The following is a 17,211-nucleotide window of genomic DNA, read 5'->3' on the forward strand; positions in this document are numbered from 1 at the left end:
CGGAACAAAACGTTCCGGGCCACACGTGTATCAGTTCAACGCACTCGCTGCGCGCCGATGAGAATCAGATGGGACTCAGTCCTCTTCTTCTTCCTTCTTCTCGACGACCAGTGTCTCAGTGGTGAGAACCAGTGCGGCGATCGAAGCGGCGTTGCGCAGTGCCGAGCGGGTGACCTTGACGGGGTCGATGATTCCAGCGCCGATGAGGTCGCCGTAGGAATCGGTGGCGGCGTTGTATCCCTGGCCCGACTCGAGGTCGGTCACCTTGGATACGACGACGTAGCCGTCCTGGCCAGCGTTCTCAGCGATCCAGCGCAGAGGCTGGACGACGCCGCGCTTGACGATGTCAGCACCGGTGGCTGCGTCTCCGCTCAGGCTCAGGTCGTTTCCGGCCAGAACCTTGGAGGCGTGGATCAGAGCTGATCCACCGCCGGCGACGACGCCCTCTTCGATGGCTGCACGGGTAGCCGACACTGCGTCTTCGACGCGGTGCTTGCGTTCCTTGAGCTCCACCTCGGTGGCGGCGCCGACCTTGATGACTGCGACACCACCGGAGAGCTTAGCCAAGCGCTCCTGCAGCTTCTCGCGGTCCCAATCGGAGTCGGTGTTGTCGATCTCGCTGCGGATCTGGGCAACCCGACCGTTGACGTCCTCATCGGAGCCAGCACCATCGATGATGGTGGTGTTGTCCTTGGTGACGGTGATCGTGCGGGCGTTGCCGAGCTCTTCCAGGGTGACCTGGTCGAGCTTCATGCCCATGTCCTGGGTGACGACCTGGCCACCGGTGAGGACGGCGAGGTCCTCGAGGATCGCCTTGCGGCGGTCGCCGAAGCCGGGAGCCTTGACGGCGGCAACGTTGATGATGCCGCGCAGCTTGTTGACGACCAGCGTCGACAGAGCTTCGCCTTCGATGTCCTCTGCCACGATGAACAGAGGCTTTCCGGCCTGCTGCACCTTCTCCAGCACAGGGAGGAGCTCCTGGATGTTGGAGATCTTGCCCTGGTTGATGAGGATGAGCGCGTCGGAGAGCACAGCTTCCTGGCGATCAGCATCGGTTACGAAGTGCGGCGAGAGGTAACCCTTGTCGAACTGCATTCCCTCGGTGATTTCGAGTTCAACAGATGCGGCCTGGGATTCGTCGATCGTGATGACGCCGTCCTTGCCCACCTTGTCGAAGGCGTCGGCAATGAGCTTGCCGATCTCTTCGGACTGAGCGGACAGGCCGGCGACGTGTGCGATCTCCGAGGAGTCGGCGACATCGCGGGCGATGGTTCCGAGTTCGGTGGAGACAGCCTCGACGGCAGCTTCGATTCCGCGCTTGAGGGCACCTGGTGCGGCGCCGGCGGCTACGTTGCGCAGACCTTCGTTGACGAAGGCCTGCGCCAGGACGGTCGCGGTGGTGGTTCCGTCACCGGCGATGTCGTTGGTCTTGGTGGCAACTTCCTTGGCCAACTGAGCGCCGAGGTTTTCGTATGGGTCGTCGACCTCGACCTCACGAGCGATGGTCACGCCATCGTTGGTGATTGTGGGTGCGCCCCACTTCTTGTCGAGAACAACGTTGCGGCCCTTGGGTCCCAGCGTCACCTTGACGGTGTCCGCGAGGATGTTCACACCCTTTTCGAGTGCACGACGGGCCTCGTCGTTGAATTCCAGATTCTTAGGCATTCGTCCTCCTGTCAGTGAAGTAGTTGTTCAGGGGATTCAGCCGATGACGGCGAGCACGTCACGAGCCGAGAGCACGAGGAACTCTTCTCCTGCGTACTTGACTTCGGTGCCGCCGAACTTGGAGTAGATGACCTTGTCGCCAATGGCCACGTCGACTGGGACGCGGTTTCCGTTGTCAGCAACGCGGCCTGGGCCCACTGCGACAACTTCGCCTTCCTGAGGCTTTTCCTTGGCGGTTTCGGGAATGACCAGACCACTGGCGGTAGTCTGCTCTGCTTCGACCTGACGGATGACAATCCGATCTTCGAGTGGCTTGATGGAGACCGACATATCGGGCCCTCTCCCTTCGCTGGGGTTCAATTCTTCTTTGAGTCAGACGGCGGCGTGTGCCATGATCCCCTCGTCGTCGCGGGTGCCGAGTGGATCGACCGTCTCATTAAAACTGGCACTCGCTGAGTGCTAGTGCTAATTCGACTTTAGAACGCTCTTAGCACTCGGTCAACTCGAGTGCCAAGGATTGTCCACGCTCTGGGCGAAACCCCAGGAAAGGTACCCGGAGGCGGTGCTGTAGGCGGCCCGAACGCGGCCCTGTAGGCGGCCCGAACGCGGCCCTGTCGGCGGCCCGGAGGCGGTGCTGTAGGCGGCCCGGAGGCGGCTCGAAGGTCATGCGGTTCCACATGCTGCGAGCACACTTCCAGCAGATCTCTAGCGCCACGTGAATGCGCAGTACGGACTCGGGAGATCAACTCCCGAGTCCGTACTGCGCATTGTCTAGTTCAGCTCATGTGCCGATCGCTTCAGATCAGCGATTGCGCTCTGAGATCAGGCGCACTGCCACTGCCCCCAGCCTTCTTGAGCCTGCAGCTTCTTGGCACGCTGGAACTGCTCCTGCGGGCTGGCGTCCGAGGGATTGCCGCTGCCGCCCATGGAGTGCCAGGTCTGAGGCAGGAACTGGAAGAGACCGAAGTGAGTGCCGTTCGAGGCCTTCGGGTCGAAGTTCGATTCGCACTCAACGACCGAGTACCACTTCGATCCCGGCCCACCGAGCATGTCCTTGATCTCCTGGGTGCTCATGTTGCCACTGCTGGAGCCCGAGTCACCGCCGCCGGTGCTCTTGTCACCATCGTCGGAGCCGCCCGAACCGTTGTCACCGGTTCCGGCATCCGATCCGCTGCTGGAATCGTCTGGCTTCTCAGCTGGAGCTTCCTTCTTCTTGGTGCCCTGGATGACGACCTTGGTCTTGGGCTCGGAGAGGACCTTCTCGCTCTTCTTCTCCTTCTTCACCTCATCGCCATTAACGGTCTTGACCTTGTAGGAGACCTGCTTCTGGCCTTCCTTGCCTTCGTCCTCGACCTTCGTCTCACCCACGTAGAGGGAGTCCGACTTCTTGGTCTCGGTCTTGGGCTTGATGGCCTGCTTTTCCTTGACGGTGTCGTTCTTCACACGGTTCACGGTGAGAACCTGGCCGTCGGAGACTTTGGAGCTGAGGGGGACGGACATGAAGTCGTCCTTGTCCAGCTTCAGCTTGGTTTCAGCGAGGGCTTCCTTGGCGGTGCCCGCTGCGGCCGAGACCTTGTGATCCTTGCCGTCGGCAACGATTGTGAGGTCCTTGGCGGTCGTCACATCGATGTCGTTGCCTTCATCTTTGAGCTTCTGATTCGGCTTCGCGCTGAGGTCGGCGCCCTTAGCGTCCACACCGAGGTCGGCCAATGCCTGACCAACAGTGTTCGCGTGCGTCACCTCGTCGCTCTTCTTGCCGTCCACAGACAGTGAAAGTTCCTTCGCGGTGTTGACGGTGATCGTCATATCCCGCGATATCTTCTTGTTCACGCCTGGTTTGATCTGATCGCGCTTCTCGATGTCGAGGTCGCGGCTGTCGAGGACATCCCCCACGGTGCCACCGAAGGTCCGAACTTCCTCGGACTGACCATTGACATCCAAGGTCACTGGCTTGTTCATGGTTACCACGGCGCCCGTGCCACCCACGAGTCCGGTAATCACAACCGCCTGTGCAGCAATCTGCACTTTGCGGTTCTTAAGAAAATCAATCACAAAAATATCCCTGGGGCAGAGGTCATCAACTCATCCACTGTAACCGATTCGTTACAAGTTACGCAAAACATTACAAACATGTAACGGCGAGGGCCCGTAAGCTGGCCCTCTGACCAGGACTTCCCCGTGTTTCCGGGCTTCGTCACAATCGTGACATTCGCCCTCCGAGGTGGCCAATCAAACGTCAGACTCACCCCCGCCGAGGTTGTCTTTCAGTCCCAGCAGCTGCAGTTCAGTCCCAGCTGCCGAGTGCGGTCTCTGCGTTCTTCCACACTGCCGCGCAGAGCTCGCCTTCATCCATACCGCGCACCTCGGCGAGTTTGCGTGCCGTGACTGCGGCCAAGTACGGACCGCCTGGCTTACCGCGATGCGGGTGCGGGGTGAGGAATGGAGCATCGGTCTCGGTCAGCAGCAGTTCAAGTGGTGCTGCAGCTGCGGCACGGCGGAGTTCATCCGCGTTCTTGAACGTGAGGTTCCCGGCAAACGACATAAAGTAACCGGCAGCGGCGCATTCCCGGGCCATCGACTCGTCGCCGGAAAAGCAGTGGAAGATGGTGACCTCGGGAGCACCTTCCTCCTTGAGGATGCGCAGCACATCGGCGTGGGCCTCACGATCGTGGATCTGCAGGGCCTTGCCCGTGCGTTTGGCGATCTCGATGTGAGCGCGGAAGGAGCGCTGCTGGTCGGCGACACCCTCTTCACCGGTGCGGAAGTAGTCGAGTCCGGTCTCCCCCACCACGCGCATGCGGTCGTTGGAGGTCACGAGTGACTCGATCTCGGTGAGTGCGTCGTCGAGCATTCCTCGCTCGGCCAACCTCGGCGCCTCGTTCGGGTGCAGTGCAGCACCGCCGAGCATCCACGAGCGACCATCTTGTGATTGCTGCGTGACCAGCTCGGTCGTCCACCGTGCGGCCGGGAGGTCGCAGCCGATCTGGACGATGCGCTGGACGCCCGCCGACTGGGCGGTGTCGAAGAAGAAGTCGAGGCTCGGGAACTCTTCGTCCTTGTCAGGCCTGACTTCGGGCTCGGGTTCGCCCGCACCCAAGGGCAGTCGCACACCCGTGCAGATGTCGAGATGCGTGTGGGTGTCGACGACCGGGTGGGCAAGTGGTTCAGGCACCGGAGGATAGGTTCCGGCGGCGCGTGAAGCCATTATTCGGTCTCCTCCACGAACTTTGGGAACACCGGGACCGGCTTAGGCAGTGGGGTGCCAGGCTCCAGTGGGAAGTCGATCGCGGCGAACGAACGAGGATCCACCTCGGCGGCATTGACACCGTTCTCGGCCGACGCCGCGGCCATCGGTGCGATTCCTGCCGCTGCGGCAGCGGCACCTGCGGCGACGCCGACTCCGGCACCTACGGTCACAGGGGCCATCGCCTCGGCGCCGGTACCGTTGTCCGTCGCCGTCGGAAGCACCTTCGCGCCGGCCCCACCAACACCTTCTTCGACGCCGAGGAGATCGAGGATCTGGCCGGCGGAATCGGGCATGACGGGCTGGATGAGGATCGAGATGATGCGCACGACCTCGATCGTCACCCACAGCACGGTGGCCATGCGATCTGGATCGGTCTTCTTCAGCTTCCAGGGTTCCTGGGCGGAGAAGTAGCGGTTGGCCTCGGACAGGACCTTCCAGCAGGCCTCGACGTAGAGGTGGAGTGCCTGGGTGTCGACGTGGCGCCGAGCGGTCTCGGGGACGGCGCGGGCCAACGCGAGGAGCGCTTCGTCTTCTTCAGTGAGGTCACCGGGCTGTGGAACCTGTGCGTCGCAGTTCTTCGCGATCATCGACAGCGAGCGCTGGGCGAGGTTGCCGTACTCGTTGGCGAGGTCGGAGTTCTTGCGGGTGATGATCGAGTCCTTCGTGTAGGACCCGTCATTGCCGTAGGAGAACTCGCGGAAGAGGAAGAAACGCAGGGTGTCGAGGCCGAATGCGTCGACGAGGTCGATGGGATCGACGACGTTGCCAACGGACTTCGACATCTTCTCACCGGCGTTGAAGAGGAAGCCGTGGGCGTGGACGCGCCCCGGCAGCTCGATGCCGGCGCTCATCAGGAACGCGGGCCAGTAGACGCTGTGGAAGCGGATGATGTCCTTGCCGATGATGTGCACGTCGGCGGGCCACCACTTGTCCAGGCGCTCCTGGTCATCGGGATATCCGGCGGCGGTGAGGTAGTTCGTCAGGGCGTCGATCCACACGTACATGACGTGCTTCTCGTTGCCGGGCACCGGCACACCCCAGTCGAAGGTGGTGCGCGAGACCGAGAGGTCCTTCAGGCCAGAGGCGACGAACGAAGCGACCTCGTTGCGGCGGGAGTCCGGGCCGAGGAATTCCGGGTGGGTCTCGTACAGGTCGAGCAGCTTGTCCTGGTACTTCGAGAGGCGGAAGAAGTAGGACTCCTCTTCCGTCCAGGTCACCTCGGTGCGGGTCTCGGTCGAGAGGCGGACGCCGTCGACGACCTCGGTCTCGTCCTGCGTGTAGAAAGCCTCGTCGCGGACGGAGTACCAGCCGGCGTAGGTGTCGAGGTAGATGTCGCCAGCCTCTTCGAGCTTGCGCCAGATCGCCTTGGACGCTTCGTAGTGGTCCTCGTCGGTGGTGCGGATGAAGCGGTCGAACGTGGAGCCGAGCGCGAGCTGGGTGTCGCGGAAGTTCTTCGCGTTGTCGTCGGCGAGCTGCTTGGGCGTAATGCCGAGCTTGTTCGCCGCCTGCAGCATCTTCAGACCATGCTCATCGGTGCCGGTTGCAAAGAACACCTCGTGATTGTCGAGGCGCTTGAACCGCGCGATCGTATCGGCCGCAATGTACTCATATGCGTGACCGATGTGGATGGCCCCATTGGGGTAAGCGATAGCTGTCGTCAAGTAATAACCCATAGGTCACACAGTCTAAGGGACGCCGCGGCGTGGGCGCGCACGGGTGCGGAGGGTGTGGGTGGGTGGGAGAGGTGCGGAGCGAGCCGTCGAGGTGGAAACGACTCAGGTTGCGGAAGAGTACATAGGTTGCAACCCGTGTACTGTTCCGCAACCTGACTACTGGCGCGGACAGCTACTCCGGTTCCCAGACAATCGAGCACTTGAATCGTCAGGCGGGTGTTCAGACCACGAGCTTGTTGCAGCAAAATCCACGGAGCTCTGGCGCTTGGCTGAAAAGCTTGTTGGCGAAAGTACCGAGGCTGAGAATCTCATTGAACCTAAAGCGAACGACCTTGTACCCCATCGCCAACAGCCGATTATGTTGGTGACTTTCCTTCTTCATTCGGTCGAATCCGGCATCTACGTACTTCTGGGTCCCGTCGACATAGAGCACCACTTTCGTCGCTCTGTGGAAGAAATCCAAGCGGGTCAGCAGCCGGTGGCCGTCGAAGATATCGATCTGCTGACTGAAGTCTCGTAAGCCCAGCTGGTGCAGGTTCAGAGAAGCACGGCTTTCCGCATAGCTTTCGGAAAAGGGGCTGATCGCTGAAGTGAGCGTTCGTGCTTGGATCTTCCCCGTTGCCAACCGTCCTATTGTCGGCGCGAACAGTTCATCCACAGCATCCGGAACTCGAGTCAGTGCATCTCTCGGATACCCGAAGCTGAAGATTGACTCTTCGTCGGAGCCGAACATATGTTCTCGAAGGACCTGCTCGAGTGCGACGAATCCGGAGGCCGGCCCCAGTGTCCGGATCAGATCCACCGCCGTTCGCGCAGCTGTCGTCACTGCCAATCCGCTGACGATCTGTTTATCTGCACCCACTAGAGTCCGTCGCGATCGAATCAGCTCCCGACTGCTTGAATTGGCTTTCGGATGGCTCACCGTCACCGGGCCGTCGGTCACGTCGAACAATTTGATCTTGTGCAACCGAGCTGCTGAGACTCCGCAGATCACGTCATCGTTGCGATAGTGCGGATAGTGAAGAGTTCTCAAACGGGCAAGGTGGTCGAGATAGCGACGACGATGCGATTTCTCCTTATGCAGGCTCTGTTCGTGGTAGCGCATCCACTCACTGTCGGTTCCGAATACTGCTATCGCCGAGTGCTTTGGATCCTTACACTGCCTTATAACCGAATACACTCCTCGACAGATCTTCACCAGGCAGCAATTCTTCGCGCCTCTGATCAGTGTCGTGTTGACACCAGCGGCTGCGAGATCGTCGTAGCAAACAATGTTATACATGTCCGCATAATGTCCTCCGCACCGTTGCGATTACGAGCCTCGGACAACACCCTGTGCACAACTGGTCAGCGTCCACAGGCTGACTACGTCTAAGTCGACGGGTTGTCCCCAGGAGTCAGACTTGAGCCAATCGCACCTCGCCGGGAGTCTGCACGGAACTAGTCGATGACGCCTCAGGTTGCGGAACAATACATGGGTTGCAACCCATGTATTGTTCCGCAACCTGAGGAGCGACAGTTGAGCTCCGGCGCCCGAAGCCCCGGTCCTCTCACTCTCGGTGCAGCCAGGCCTCGTAGACCTCACGTTTGGACAGACCGAACTGCTTTGCGACCTGCCCTGCAGCGTCTTTCGCCCGCACTCCTGACTCCACGAGTTCACCGACAGCGTCGAGGTGGTCCTCCGGGGCGGTCTCGACCGCGGTGGCTCCGGCAAGCACGAGGGTCAACTCCCCGCGCAGTCCGTCGGCTGCGAGATCACGCAGCGAGGACACGGTCCCGCGCAGGGTCTCTTCGTAGGTCTTCGTCAGTTCACGGCTGATACTCATAGGCCGATCTGGTCCGATGACGGTGAGGAAATCGTCCATCGTGTCGGCGATGCGGTGGGGGCTTTCGAAGAACACCATGGTCCGCTTCTCGCTGCGCAGCTCCTCGAGGAGGTTCTTGCGTGCCCCGGATTTACGCGGCAGAAAGCCTTCGAAGCTGAACCGGTCGCTGGGCAGTCCCGAGACAGCGAGCGCCATGAGCACTGCAGAGGGTCCAGGCGTCGAGGTGATCGGCAGTCCTGCCTCCGCGCAGGCTTTGACGACGCGGTAGCCGGGATCCGAGACAGCGGGCATTCCCGCATCGCTGAGCAGGACAACGGTCTGCCCGGAGCGGATGAGTTCGACGAGCTCGGGTGCCCGGGAGTGTTCGTTGTGGTCGAAGACGCTGATGACACGGTTGGTGTGCGTGAGCTCCAGACGCTGCGTCAGCGACAGGAAACGGCGAGTGTCCTCGGCCGCGATGACATCGGCTGCGGCAATGGCGCGCTGCATGCGTTCGCTCGCATCGCCGAGGTTGCCGATCGGGGTGCCGACCAAGATGAGCTGGCCGCCGGGATGCGGTGAGTCATGTTCAGCGGTTTCGGTCATTATCGGGCACCTGTGAATCTGCGAGATGTCGTCTGCGGGGCATTCACGCCTCTAGGCCGACAGCGGGTGGGAGAACAGTGGCGGGGAGAACAGTTGTTTGGAGAACAGTGGCTGGGAGAAAGGTAGTTGAGTGAATGGTGGCTGCTGGAGCAGTCGCCGGATATACAGAGCTTCGGACTGCAACTGTCTTCAGCACCGTTGTCAGCCCTGTCGTGATCTTAGCTGTCTGCTCTCGACCGGTGAAGCGACGGCAACATTCCGAATCAAACGGACCCGCCGTCGCTTTTGCGACTGAGCGAGTGCGACTGAGCGAGTGCGACTGAACCATCGCGCCGCCGCAGTCACGCGGCCGCCATCACAACTGCGCCGTCACGCCGACGCAATCAGTCAATGATTACGTTGTCGATCACGTTGTCGCGAACATCAGAGCGAACATGCCAAGGTAGAACAGGATCATCAGCAGCCAGAAGACCAGCCAAAGCGCGGTTCCGCCATAGCCGACCCACAAGGCGGCTGTGGTCATTCCCCCGCCGCGCTCACCGGACTCCTGAATCTGCTTTCGAGCAATGTGGCCCATGATGATGCCAGCGATACCGGCGAGGAAGACACCACTCATCACTCCGAAGATCGAGGTGACGAGGGCGATGATCGCCAAAGAATTCGTGGGCGGAAGCGGCTGGTAGACGACGGCCGGTCCTGGACCTGCGTACTGAGTGTTTGCACCGTACACCGCATTCGCCGTGTAAGCCGAACCCGAATAGTCTGCGTTCGACCCATAGTTATTGTTCGAACCAGTGCCTGACTGCGGCTGCTGGTAATACATGTCTGGATTGTTCCAGTTGCTCTGACTGCTCATGGCGCGATCTCCTTGCGTATGCCTACAACGGTACCGAGTCGCTCTCTGTGACAAAAGGTGAGACTGTCGCAGATGCGTCTCAATTCCGACTTCAGTACGACCCTTCAGCGGCCCCTGCCGCAATTGCGAGCACAACGACCACACAGTAGAGGCCCCAGAAGATCAGCCAGAATCCAACACCGAGGTATCCGGCCCAGAGCGCAGTCACCGCCATCGCGTCTCCACGCTCACCCCGCTGGCGTATCTGCTTGCGAGCGACATGACCCATAACGATTCCGACGATTCCGGCCGGGACAAAGGACGTAAAAGCCCCGATCAGCGACATCACCATGCCGATGATCGCCAGGGTGTTCGTCGGCACAATCGGCTGGTAGACATACGCCATTGGTCCTGCGATTCCCGGGTTGGGCCCGTACGCTGCGGGATTCGAATGTGCGGAATAACTTGGGTAGCCACCTTGCGCTCCGCCGTGTGAGTATCCCGAACTCGAAGCTGCGTTGATTCCGCTGGCTGGCAGTTGCAAAGTGTGCATATCTGGTTCGCTCCTGTTGCTGTGGCTGTTCGCGGGCTGATCCCTGTAGAAGGGATGTTCCCCTTGCGTCTGAATTCAACGCTATCGAGCCAAGCAGTCCTCAGAGAGCCAACCCTGTTGCAGTCCTGCACCACGGGTGTCAGAGCAGAAAATGGATCCTCGTGAGCTGGCCGTTCGGGAACCGACCGGGAGCCGTTCGTGAGCCGATCAGTAGCTCATCCCAGCAGCGAAGACGCCGAGACCCACAATTCCGACGACAATGATGACTGCCAGCAGGGCGAAGGCAATCCCGATGTAGCCCATAATCAGACCGGCGGTGGCCTGGCCTCGGCCGTCCTGACCGGTCCTCTTGATCTGTCCACGGGCCACGTGGCCGAAGATGACGGCAAGGATTGGGGCGAGCCACAAGAACATCGCAATGATGGAGAACAGGACGCCGATGATGGGAACCAGAGAGAGGATGCCGCAGACGAAACCGCCGGCCAGTCCAATGATGCCCATCCACATCGCCCAGCCCGACAGCGAGTTCATTGCTGGCCGCATCAACATCATCGACGCACCGTAGGTCGCTGGCTGGCTGTAGCCATAGGTGCCCGGCTGACTGTATGTGCCCGGCTGACTGTAAGCGTCCGGCTGACTGTAGACCGCGGGACCGGACTGGGGCTGCTGATACGGGTTCGGGTTCGAGTACTGCCCCTGGTCCTGATACTGGCCGGTGCCGTATCCGGGCTGCGGCTGTGAGGCCCCGTAGCCGTTGTTGAACTGCTGGGATCCGACCTGTGGTGGATCACTCGGACGATAGTTCGGGTTGTAAGACACGCTCGTCACCGTTTCACTCGTTTGCCGCCTGTTGAGGACTACCTTAGTCGTCCTGACGGCTCGAAGGACAATACGTGAACGACTCACCCTGGGGACCAGATGGGAGCGAGCATCTCCTCGGACCTTAAACTTGACGATAATGACTCAACCCGAAGATCCCCAGGCGCCGGGGCGGTCGACCGACCCCACGGATGAGTCCACCGACCCTTCACGCTCCGAAACCCACCCCACAGACTCCCCCGCGGCCCCCACCAAACTCATCGCCCGAGAACGTCGCGCGAACCGGCGCGAATCGATTCGCGCCAATGCTGCTGCCATCCGTCGGCGTACCTTCACCGCCGGAATGTGGGCGACTCGGGCACCGATCTGGATGTGGCCGGCACTGCTGCTCATCACGGCGATCGGCGGCGCCCTCCGCCTCTTCAATCTCGGCTTCCCACACCGGCTGATCTTCGACGAAACCTATTACGTCAAGGACGCCTACTCCGTCTTCAAGTACGGCTACGAACGATCCTGGCCGGAGAACGCCGACGACTCATTCAATGCAGGCGACCCGAGCGTCATTGAGTCCACTCCCGAATATGTCGTCCACCCTCCTCTGGGCAAATGGATCATCGGCGCCGGCATCCACATCTTCGGCGCCGACGACTCCTTCGGGTGGCGCTTCTCCGTAGCAATCGTGGGAACGCTGACGATCTTCCTCATGGGCTTCATCGCCTGGAAGCTCTTCCGCTCCGCGTTCTTCGCCTGCGTCGCAGCCGGTCTGCTCTCAATCGATGGTGAGCACTTCGTGCATTCGCGCACGAGCCTGCTCGACATCGTCCTCATGGCCTTCGTCCTACTCGCTTTCGCCTTCATCGTCGTCGACCGAGAGTTCGTCACGAAGAAGCTCGCCCGGTACACGGCCTCAAACGGCCCACCTGAACGATCTCGGGATCGTCGCCCTTTGCCACGCAAGGATCTGATCAACTTCGGGCCCCGCCTCGGCGTGCGTCCCTGGCTCATCGCCGCAGGTATCAGCCTGGGCCTGGCGATGGGGGTGAAGTGGTCGGGGCTCTACGCCGTCGCCGCGTTCGGGATCCTCGTCGTCGCCTGGGACGTGCATTCGCGCCACCGTACAGGCATCGTCCATCCCTGGCTGGGCATGCTGATTCGCGACAGCATTCCGGCGTTCATCAAGTTGGTGCCGGTGGCCCTGCTGACCTACATCGTCACGTGGACCGGCTGGATTCGCTCCACCGATGCCTGGGATCGGCAGTGGGCCTTCGACAACGGCGGGTGGTGGAGTTCCCTTCCGGACTGGCTGTTGTGGCTGCCGTCTCTGGCCCACTATCACTACACGGCGTACTCGTTCCATGTCGGACTCGACTCCGAACACCCTTATATGTCGAACCCGTGGGGGTGGATCGTCCAGTGGCGGCCGACCTCCTTCTACTACGAATCCCCGGACCAGGGCAGCATGGGCTGCACCGTGGAACATTGCTCCTCGGCGATCACCTCGGTGGGCAATCCGGTGATCTGGGGGTTGGCACCCATCGCCATCCTCGTTGCGCTGGGCGCCTGGATCATCCGCCGCGACGTCCGCGCCGGTGTCATCCTGGCCGGGCTCGCCGCGACTTGGCTGCCTTGGTTCGCCTACCAGGAACGCACCATCTTCACCTTCTACACGGTCGTCATGGTGCCCTTCGTCGTTCTCGCATTCACCTATTGCCTCACCCTCTTGTGGGGCCGCGTCCCGACCATCTCCACCCACCTTGCGCCCAATCCGCGCGGTCCCCTCTTCGCCGGTCGCGGCACCCGAATCCCCTGGTCTCTGTTCGGCCGCCGGATGGCAGTGGGTCTCATCCTCGTGGCCGCGATCATGGCCTTCTCCTACTTCTGGCCGATCTACACCGGCGAAGTCATCCCGTTCGAAGCCTGGAACAACCGCATGTGGAACGTCACCTGGCGCTGACCTCGCCACATCAGCGCGGGTGACCGCGCCCCGTCACCTCAGGCGCCCCGCGCACCGTCGCCACGGGTGACTGACCCCACCCCACCAGAACTCGACATACACCCGCCACGAAGGTGTCGCCTCGGCGACATTGCTCGTTCACCTGGGGGCCACATGCCGTCGTTAGCGTCGAATCATTGTGAACTACCAATCGACTCTGACTCCCCCAGCGCCCACCGATCGCGTGGCCACAGCGCCCGCTGACAACGAGAGCGCAGCACGGCCGCATCGGGCCGTGGCCATCATTCCCGCCCGGGGCGGCTCCAAGGGAATTCCGCTGAAGAACCTGCAGAAGGTCGCCGGCGTCTCGCTTCTGGCTCGCGCGATCAACGCGGCCAAGTCGACGCCGAGCATCGACCGCGTGGTCGTCTCGACCGATCATGAGGGTATCGCCGCAGAGGCAATTCGTGCCGGCGCCGAGGTGTCCCATCGTCCCGCTGACATCGCCGGTGACACCGCGACCAGTGAGTCGGCTCTGATCTACACGCTGGCCAGCCTCGGCGAGGAATTCGACACCACCGTGTTCATGCAGTGCACCTCCCCGTTCATCGACTCCGCTTCGATCGCCAATGCGGTCGCCGCCGTCCGTGACGGTGAGTCCGATGTCGTGTTCTCCGCCGTTGAGGACCATTCGTTCCTATGGCGCCTCGACGAAGGCGAATCGGCGGTCGCCGTCGGGCACGAAGCCAGCTTCCGGCCCCGCCGTCAGGACCGGGCCAAGCACTACAACGAGACCGGCGCCTTCTACGTCATGCGCACCGACGGACTCATCGAACACGGACACCGCTTCTTCGGTCGCGTCACCATCGAAGAGGTCCCACCCGAGCACGCCCGTGAAATCGACGACATGTCCGACCTGTCACTGGTCCGCGCGATCGCCTCCACACAGGAGACCGCGCAGGTCATCGACGTCGACGCCCTCGTCACCGACTTCGACGGCGTCCACACCGACGACGGCGCCTACGTCGACGAGGACGGCAACGAACAGGTCCGCGTCCACCGCGGCGACGGCATGGGAGTCTCACGCCTGGTGAAGTCAGGGGTCCCTGTCATGATCCTGTCGAAGGAACGCAACCCAGTTGTCACCCGCAGGGCGGAGAAACTTCACGTGGATGTAACCCAGGGCGTCGACAATAAATCGAAGGTCCTGGCGTCGTGGATCGAAGAACAGGGACTCGACGCGGCCCGGGTGGCCTACGTCGGAAACGACATCAACGACCTCGAAGCCTTCGACGTCGTCGGCTGGCCCATCGCAGTCGCGGACGCCCACCCCAAGGTGCTCGCAGCGGCTCGAGTGGTCCTCGATCGGCCCGGCGGAAAGGGAGCGGTCCGCGAAGTCTGCGACCTCATTCCGGTGCCGAACTCGGCAACGGAGCAGCTGCCGGCTCGAACACTGACATCGGTACTCAGCTCCGACTCACACCACAAGCAACCATCCATCCAGCAGCAACAGCCGTTGCTCACGAATCACGCAGAAGGTTTGCGTACCAATCGAAAGCAGGTTTCATGACTGATCAACTCGCCCCAGTGGCCATCGGCAACCACCTCGTCGGCCCGAATCAGCCCGTTTACATGATCGGCGAAATCGGCATCAACCACAACGGCGACGTCGAAATCGCGAAGCAGCTCATGGATGTCGCCGTCACCGCCGGTGCCCAGGCCGTGAAGTTCCAGAAGCGCAACCCAGATGTGGCTGTGCCCGAACACCAGAAGTCGAAGATGCGCTCCACCCCATGGGGCGAGATGACGTACCTCGACTACAAGTGGCGCGTCGAGTTCGGCCAGGAAGAATACGCCGAGATCGACCGCTACGCCAAGGAAGTCGGTCTGCAGTGGTTCGCCTCCCCCTGGGACACTGACTCCGTGGACTTCCTCGAAAACAAGTTCGACGCAGTGACCTATAAGGTCGCTTCGGCCTCGCTGACGGACTTCGAACTCCTCCGTGCGATCGCCGCGACCGGCAAGCCGGTCCTGTGCTCCTCGGGCATGTCCGACTGGGCCACGCTAGATGCAGCCGTCGAGGTCTTCGACCGCGACAAGCTGGTTCTCATGCACGCCACCTCGACCTACCCGCTGCCTCCCGAAGAGGTCAACCTCAAGGCCATCACCACCATGCGCGAGCGTTACGGCGTGAATGTGGGCTACTCCGGCCACGAGCTGGGCCTCGAGATCTCCTTCGCCGCCGCCGCACTGGGCGCTGCGACCATCGAACGCCACATCACCCTGGACTCCTCCATGTGGGGCTCGGACCAGTCCGCATCGATGGAACCACGCGAGTTCACTTCACTGGTCAAGGGCGTGCGCGTCCTCGAAACAGCCTTCGGTGACGGTGAGAAGCGCGTCATGCCAGGCGAAGAGTCGAAGATCGATTCGCTCCGCAAGGTCAGCGTCTGATCTGATCTGACCCTCGGCTGATCTGATCGCGCTTTGACCTGATCGGCTGATTACGGCCCCATCACCTCGCCGGGCTCACATGATCGTCGCAACACTCTTAACGAGAGGTTGCGGCGATCATGTAGATTCAAGAAGACTGCGCTCGGTTCGGTGACGAATCGACGCGACTGGTCGATGCCGAGACTCCGGCGAAAGAAGCCGCGGTCGTGGTAGGAGCTCCGCCACAGCGATTCACCTGCGGCTTCGACTGTCTTGGAGAGGTTCAACGGGAAGAGATTCATCGCCCTGTACGGCTCTAGGTATCCACGGGCCGCCAGAATGATCGCGAGGAACTGTGCACCACCAGAGAACCAAACACGGAATGTCGCGAAGATCGTTGATGTGATAGGCGAGCCAGTCGGATTGCTCCGACGAGTGAGCGGGTTGATCAGATCAGCGAAGGTGCCAGTCTTCTCCAAGATACCGCACGGGACAGCGGCGACGATCGCTACAGTTCTCAAGGTTAAACAAAAGCCGGCGAGATTGGAGTCCTGTCAGTTCCGGCATCGATGCCAGGCATCAAATAGCCGAGCGCATGCGACATTGGCATCGGACTACATGACCGCTTAATTAGGGGTGGCAGAAGAAGACGGCTCGCTCGCCGAAGCGTTCGTTGGAGCGAATCTCCTAGTCCACCGATCTCGCATTAAAGACAATACTGACACGAGGCTGCCGCACGCCGAAAGTACGCCCGAACGCGCTTCTAAGTTATCGACAATTTCACAGCACCCGCTGACGAATCCTGAATGACATAAAGGGCATGACTCCAATGAGATATTAGAATCATGCCCTTAAACGAATTTCAGTCTAGGATTCCACCAGCCCGCTGCCCGGAACCTATTCAACTATTGGCACCATGAAGTCTCGAATCCTCACTTTGGAACAAACTGAGACACATCCGCGCCCCTGTCCTTTCTTCGGTGCTGGACCAGCAACGCGATGAACGTCGACAAAAGGATAAGGGGAAACACAATCACAAACAAAATTGACGTGACCCCGAAGGTGGGTTCACCAACCCCACTTAAAATGCTCGTGGCCAACGACAAACCGAGAGCAAACGACATAATGATATCTCTCATGACTTACGCCTCCACTTCTAACTGCTTTCACGGCTTTACTCCACAAGGGAAGCAAGCTCCACCTTCTTGCTTGTTGCAACACTTTATAAGCGCAGCCCCGCACGTCGTAGCAACGCACCCGATGCAATTTAAGTTGATCTTAGTGCAACCTGCTACGCAACCCGCGCAGCCAACGCCACTCAAAACGCAGTCAACAGGAGCGGTTGTCTTGCATATTGAGGCAAGCGCCTGATGAGTAGCACTCGTACATCCACCGCAGGGATCTGATGCGTGAGGACTCACCCCATCGGGGACAGGCTCCATACGAATTCCGTTCGAACTGGAATCCACGATCTCAAGTCGGTCCGCACCAACATCAACCACATAACGTTCGGCTCTAACCTCGATTTTTCATGGCTGGCCAGTCGGTCCTGATTCCAGCTCCGTTGCCGCGTATAGGTAATGATTCTCGCATCCGGGTATGACACAACCACCGTGTCACGCCACAGCAGAAGCGGGGACTC

Annotated in this window: 14 protein-coding genes; 3 read left to right on the forward strand and 11 right to left on the reverse strand. The window is 60.9% G+C overall.

The features are described 5' to 3' along the window. Window positions 1-75 precede the first annotated feature (75 nt). The 10 genes from groL to BSP239C_RS15125 form a co-directional block, all read right to left on the reverse strand. Entirely contained in the window at window positions 76-1,665 is a 1,590-nt protein-coding gene (gene groL / locus BSP239C_RS15080; protein ID WP_101574181.1) for a chaperonin GroEL, read from the reverse strand. Window positions 1,666-1,701: 36 nt separating this feature from the next. Next, the gene (groES, locus tag BSP239C_RS15085; protein WP_009883265.1) at window positions 1,702-1,995 is read right to left on the reverse strand and encodes a co-chaperone GroES; all 294 of its coding nucleotides are present in this window, start codon (window positions 1,993-1,995) and stop codon (window positions 1,702-1,704) included. A gap of 492 nt (window positions 1,996-2,487) precedes the next feature. After that, window positions 2,488-3,717: a resuscitation-promoting factor gene (locus BSP239C_RS15090; protein WP_101574182.1), complete on the reverse strand. Its 1,230-nt coding sequence runs from the start codon at window positions 3,715-3,717 to the stop codon at window positions 2,488-2,490. Window positions 3,718-3,949: 232 nt separating this feature from the next. Continuing rightward, a complete protein-coding gene (locus BSP239C_RS15095) occupies window positions 3,950-4,870 on the reverse strand; it encodes a TatD family hydrolase (protein ID WP_101574183.1) in 921 nt (306 codons plus the stop codon). After that, a complete protein-coding gene (gene metG / locus BSP239C_RS15100) occupies window positions 4,870-6,585 on the reverse strand; it encodes a methionine--tRNA ligase (protein ID WP_101574184.1) in 1,716 nt (571 codons plus the stop codon). Before metG ends, BSP239C_RS15095 begins: the two co-directional genes overlap by 1 nt. 220 nt (window positions 6,586-6,805) lie before the next feature. Continuing rightward, entirely contained in the window at window positions 6,806-7,690 is an 885-nt protein-coding gene (locus tag BSP239C_RS15105; protein WP_180959054.1) for a DUF559 domain-containing protein, read from the reverse strand. A gap of 445 nt (window positions 7,691-8,135) precedes the next feature. Further along, on the reverse strand, window positions 8,136-8,996 hold the full coding sequence (gene rsmI / locus BSP239C_RS15110; protein ID WP_101574186.1) for a 16S rRNA (cytidine(1402)-2'-O)-methyltransferase: 861 nt from the start codon (window positions 8,994-8,996) through the stop codon (window positions 8,136-8,138). A 406-nt stretch (window positions 8,997-9,402) separates the two neighbouring features. Continuing rightward, window positions 9,403-9,852 carry a DUF4190 domain-containing protein gene (locus BSP239C_RS15115; RefSeq protein WP_101574187.1) on the reverse strand — a complete coding sequence of 150 codons (450 nt, stop codon included), beginning with the start codon at window positions 9,850-9,852 and terminating at the stop codon, window positions 9,403-9,405. A gap of 91 nt (window positions 9,853-9,943) precedes the next feature. Beyond that, complete coding sequence (locus BSP239C_RS15120) at window positions 9,944-10,384, reverse strand: DUF4190 domain-containing protein (protein ID WP_101574188.1); 441 nt, start codon at window positions 10,382-10,384, stop codon at window positions 9,944-9,946. 207 nt (window positions 10,385-10,591) lie between these two features. After that, the gene (locus tag BSP239C_RS15125) at window positions 10,592-11,203 is read right to left on the reverse strand and encodes a DUF4190 domain-containing protein (protein WP_257930236.1); all 612 of its coding nucleotides are present in this window, start codon (window positions 11,201-11,203) and stop codon (window positions 10,592-10,594) included. A 139-nt stretch (window positions 11,204-11,342) separates the two neighbouring features. On the opposite strand from BSP239C_RS15125, the gene BSP239C_RS15130 reads away from it, so the two are divergent. The 3 genes from BSP239C_RS15130 to BSP239C_RS15140 all read left to right on the forward strand — a co-directional run bounded on the left by BSP239C_RS15130 (window position 11,343) and on the right by BSP239C_RS15140 (window position 15,590). Continuing rightward, complete coding sequence (locus BSP239C_RS15130) at window positions 11,343-13,157, forward strand: dolichyl-phosphate-mannose--protein mannosyltransferase (protein WP_257930237.1); 1,815 nt, start codon at window positions 11,343-11,345, stop codon at window positions 13,155-13,157. A 178-nt stretch (window positions 13,158-13,335) separates the two neighbouring features. Continuing rightward, the gene (locus BSP239C_RS15135; protein WP_101574190.1) at window positions 13,336-14,706 is read left to right on the forward strand and encodes an acylneuraminate cytidylyltransferase; all 1,371 of its coding nucleotides are present in this window, start codon (window positions 13,336-13,338) and stop codon (window positions 14,704-14,706) included. Then, entirely contained in the window at window positions 14,703-15,590 is an 888-nt protein-coding gene (locus tag BSP239C_RS15140; RefSeq protein ID WP_101574191.1) for an N-acetylneuraminate synthase family protein, read from the forward strand. The genes BSP239C_RS15135 and BSP239C_RS15140 overlap by 4 nt, the downstream gene beginning before the upstream one ends. Window positions 15,591-15,640: 50 nt before the next feature. Here the strand turns inward: BSP239C_RS15140 and BSP239C_RS21380 are convergent, their stop codons facing one another. Continuing rightward, the gene (locus BSP239C_RS21380) at window positions 15,641-16,090 is read right to left on the reverse strand and encodes a Na+/H+ antiporter NhaC family protein (RefSeq protein ID WP_101574192.1); all 450 of its coding nucleotides are present in this window, start codon (window positions 16,088-16,090) and stop codon (window positions 15,641-15,643) included. Window positions 16,091-17,211 lie beyond the last annotated feature (1,121 nt).

The organism is Brevibacterium sp. 239c (assembly GCF_900169365.1).
Lineage (GTDB): Bacteria > Actinomycetota > Actinomycetes > Actinomycetales > Brevibacteriaceae > Brevibacterium.

Coding starts and splice junctions, on each gene's coding strand:
- groL (WP_101574181.1), bottom strand. CDS start 1,665: ATGCCTAAGAATCTGGAATTCAACGACGAGGCCCGTCGTGCACTCGAA.
- groES (WP_009883265.1), bottom strand. CDS start 1,995: ATGTCGGTCTCCATCAAGCCACTCGAAGATCGGATTGTCATCCGTCAG.
- BSP239C_RS15095 (WP_101574183.1), bottom strand. CDS start 4,870: ATGGCTTCACGCGCCGCCGGAACCTATCCTCCGGTGCCTGAACCACTT.
- metG (WP_101574184.1), bottom strand. CDS start 6,585: ATGGGTTATTACTTGACGACAGCTATCGCTTACCCCAATGGGGCCATC.
- BSP239C_RS15105 (WP_180959054.1), bottom strand. CDS start 7,690: ATGCGCTACCACGAACAGAGCCTGCATAAGGAGAAATCGCATCGTCGT.
- rsmI (WP_101574186.1), bottom strand. CDS start 8,996: ATGACCGAAACCGCTGAACATGACTCACCGCATCCCGGCGGCCAGCTC.
- BSP239C_RS15115 (WP_101574187.1), bottom strand. CDS start 9,852: ATGAGCAGTCAGAGCAACTGGAACAATCCAGACATGTATTACCAGCAG.
- BSP239C_RS15120 (WP_101574188.1), bottom strand. CDS start 10,384: ATGCACACTTTGCAACTGCCAGCCAGCGGAATCAACGCAGCTTCGAGT.
- BSP239C_RS15130 (WP_257930237.1), top strand. CDS start 11,343: ATGACTCAACCCGAAGATCCCCAGGCGCCGGGGCGGTCGACCGACCCC.
- BSP239C_RS15140 (WP_101574191.1), top strand. CDS start 14,703: ATGACTGATCAACTCGCCCCAGTGGCCATCGGCAACCACCTCGTCGGC.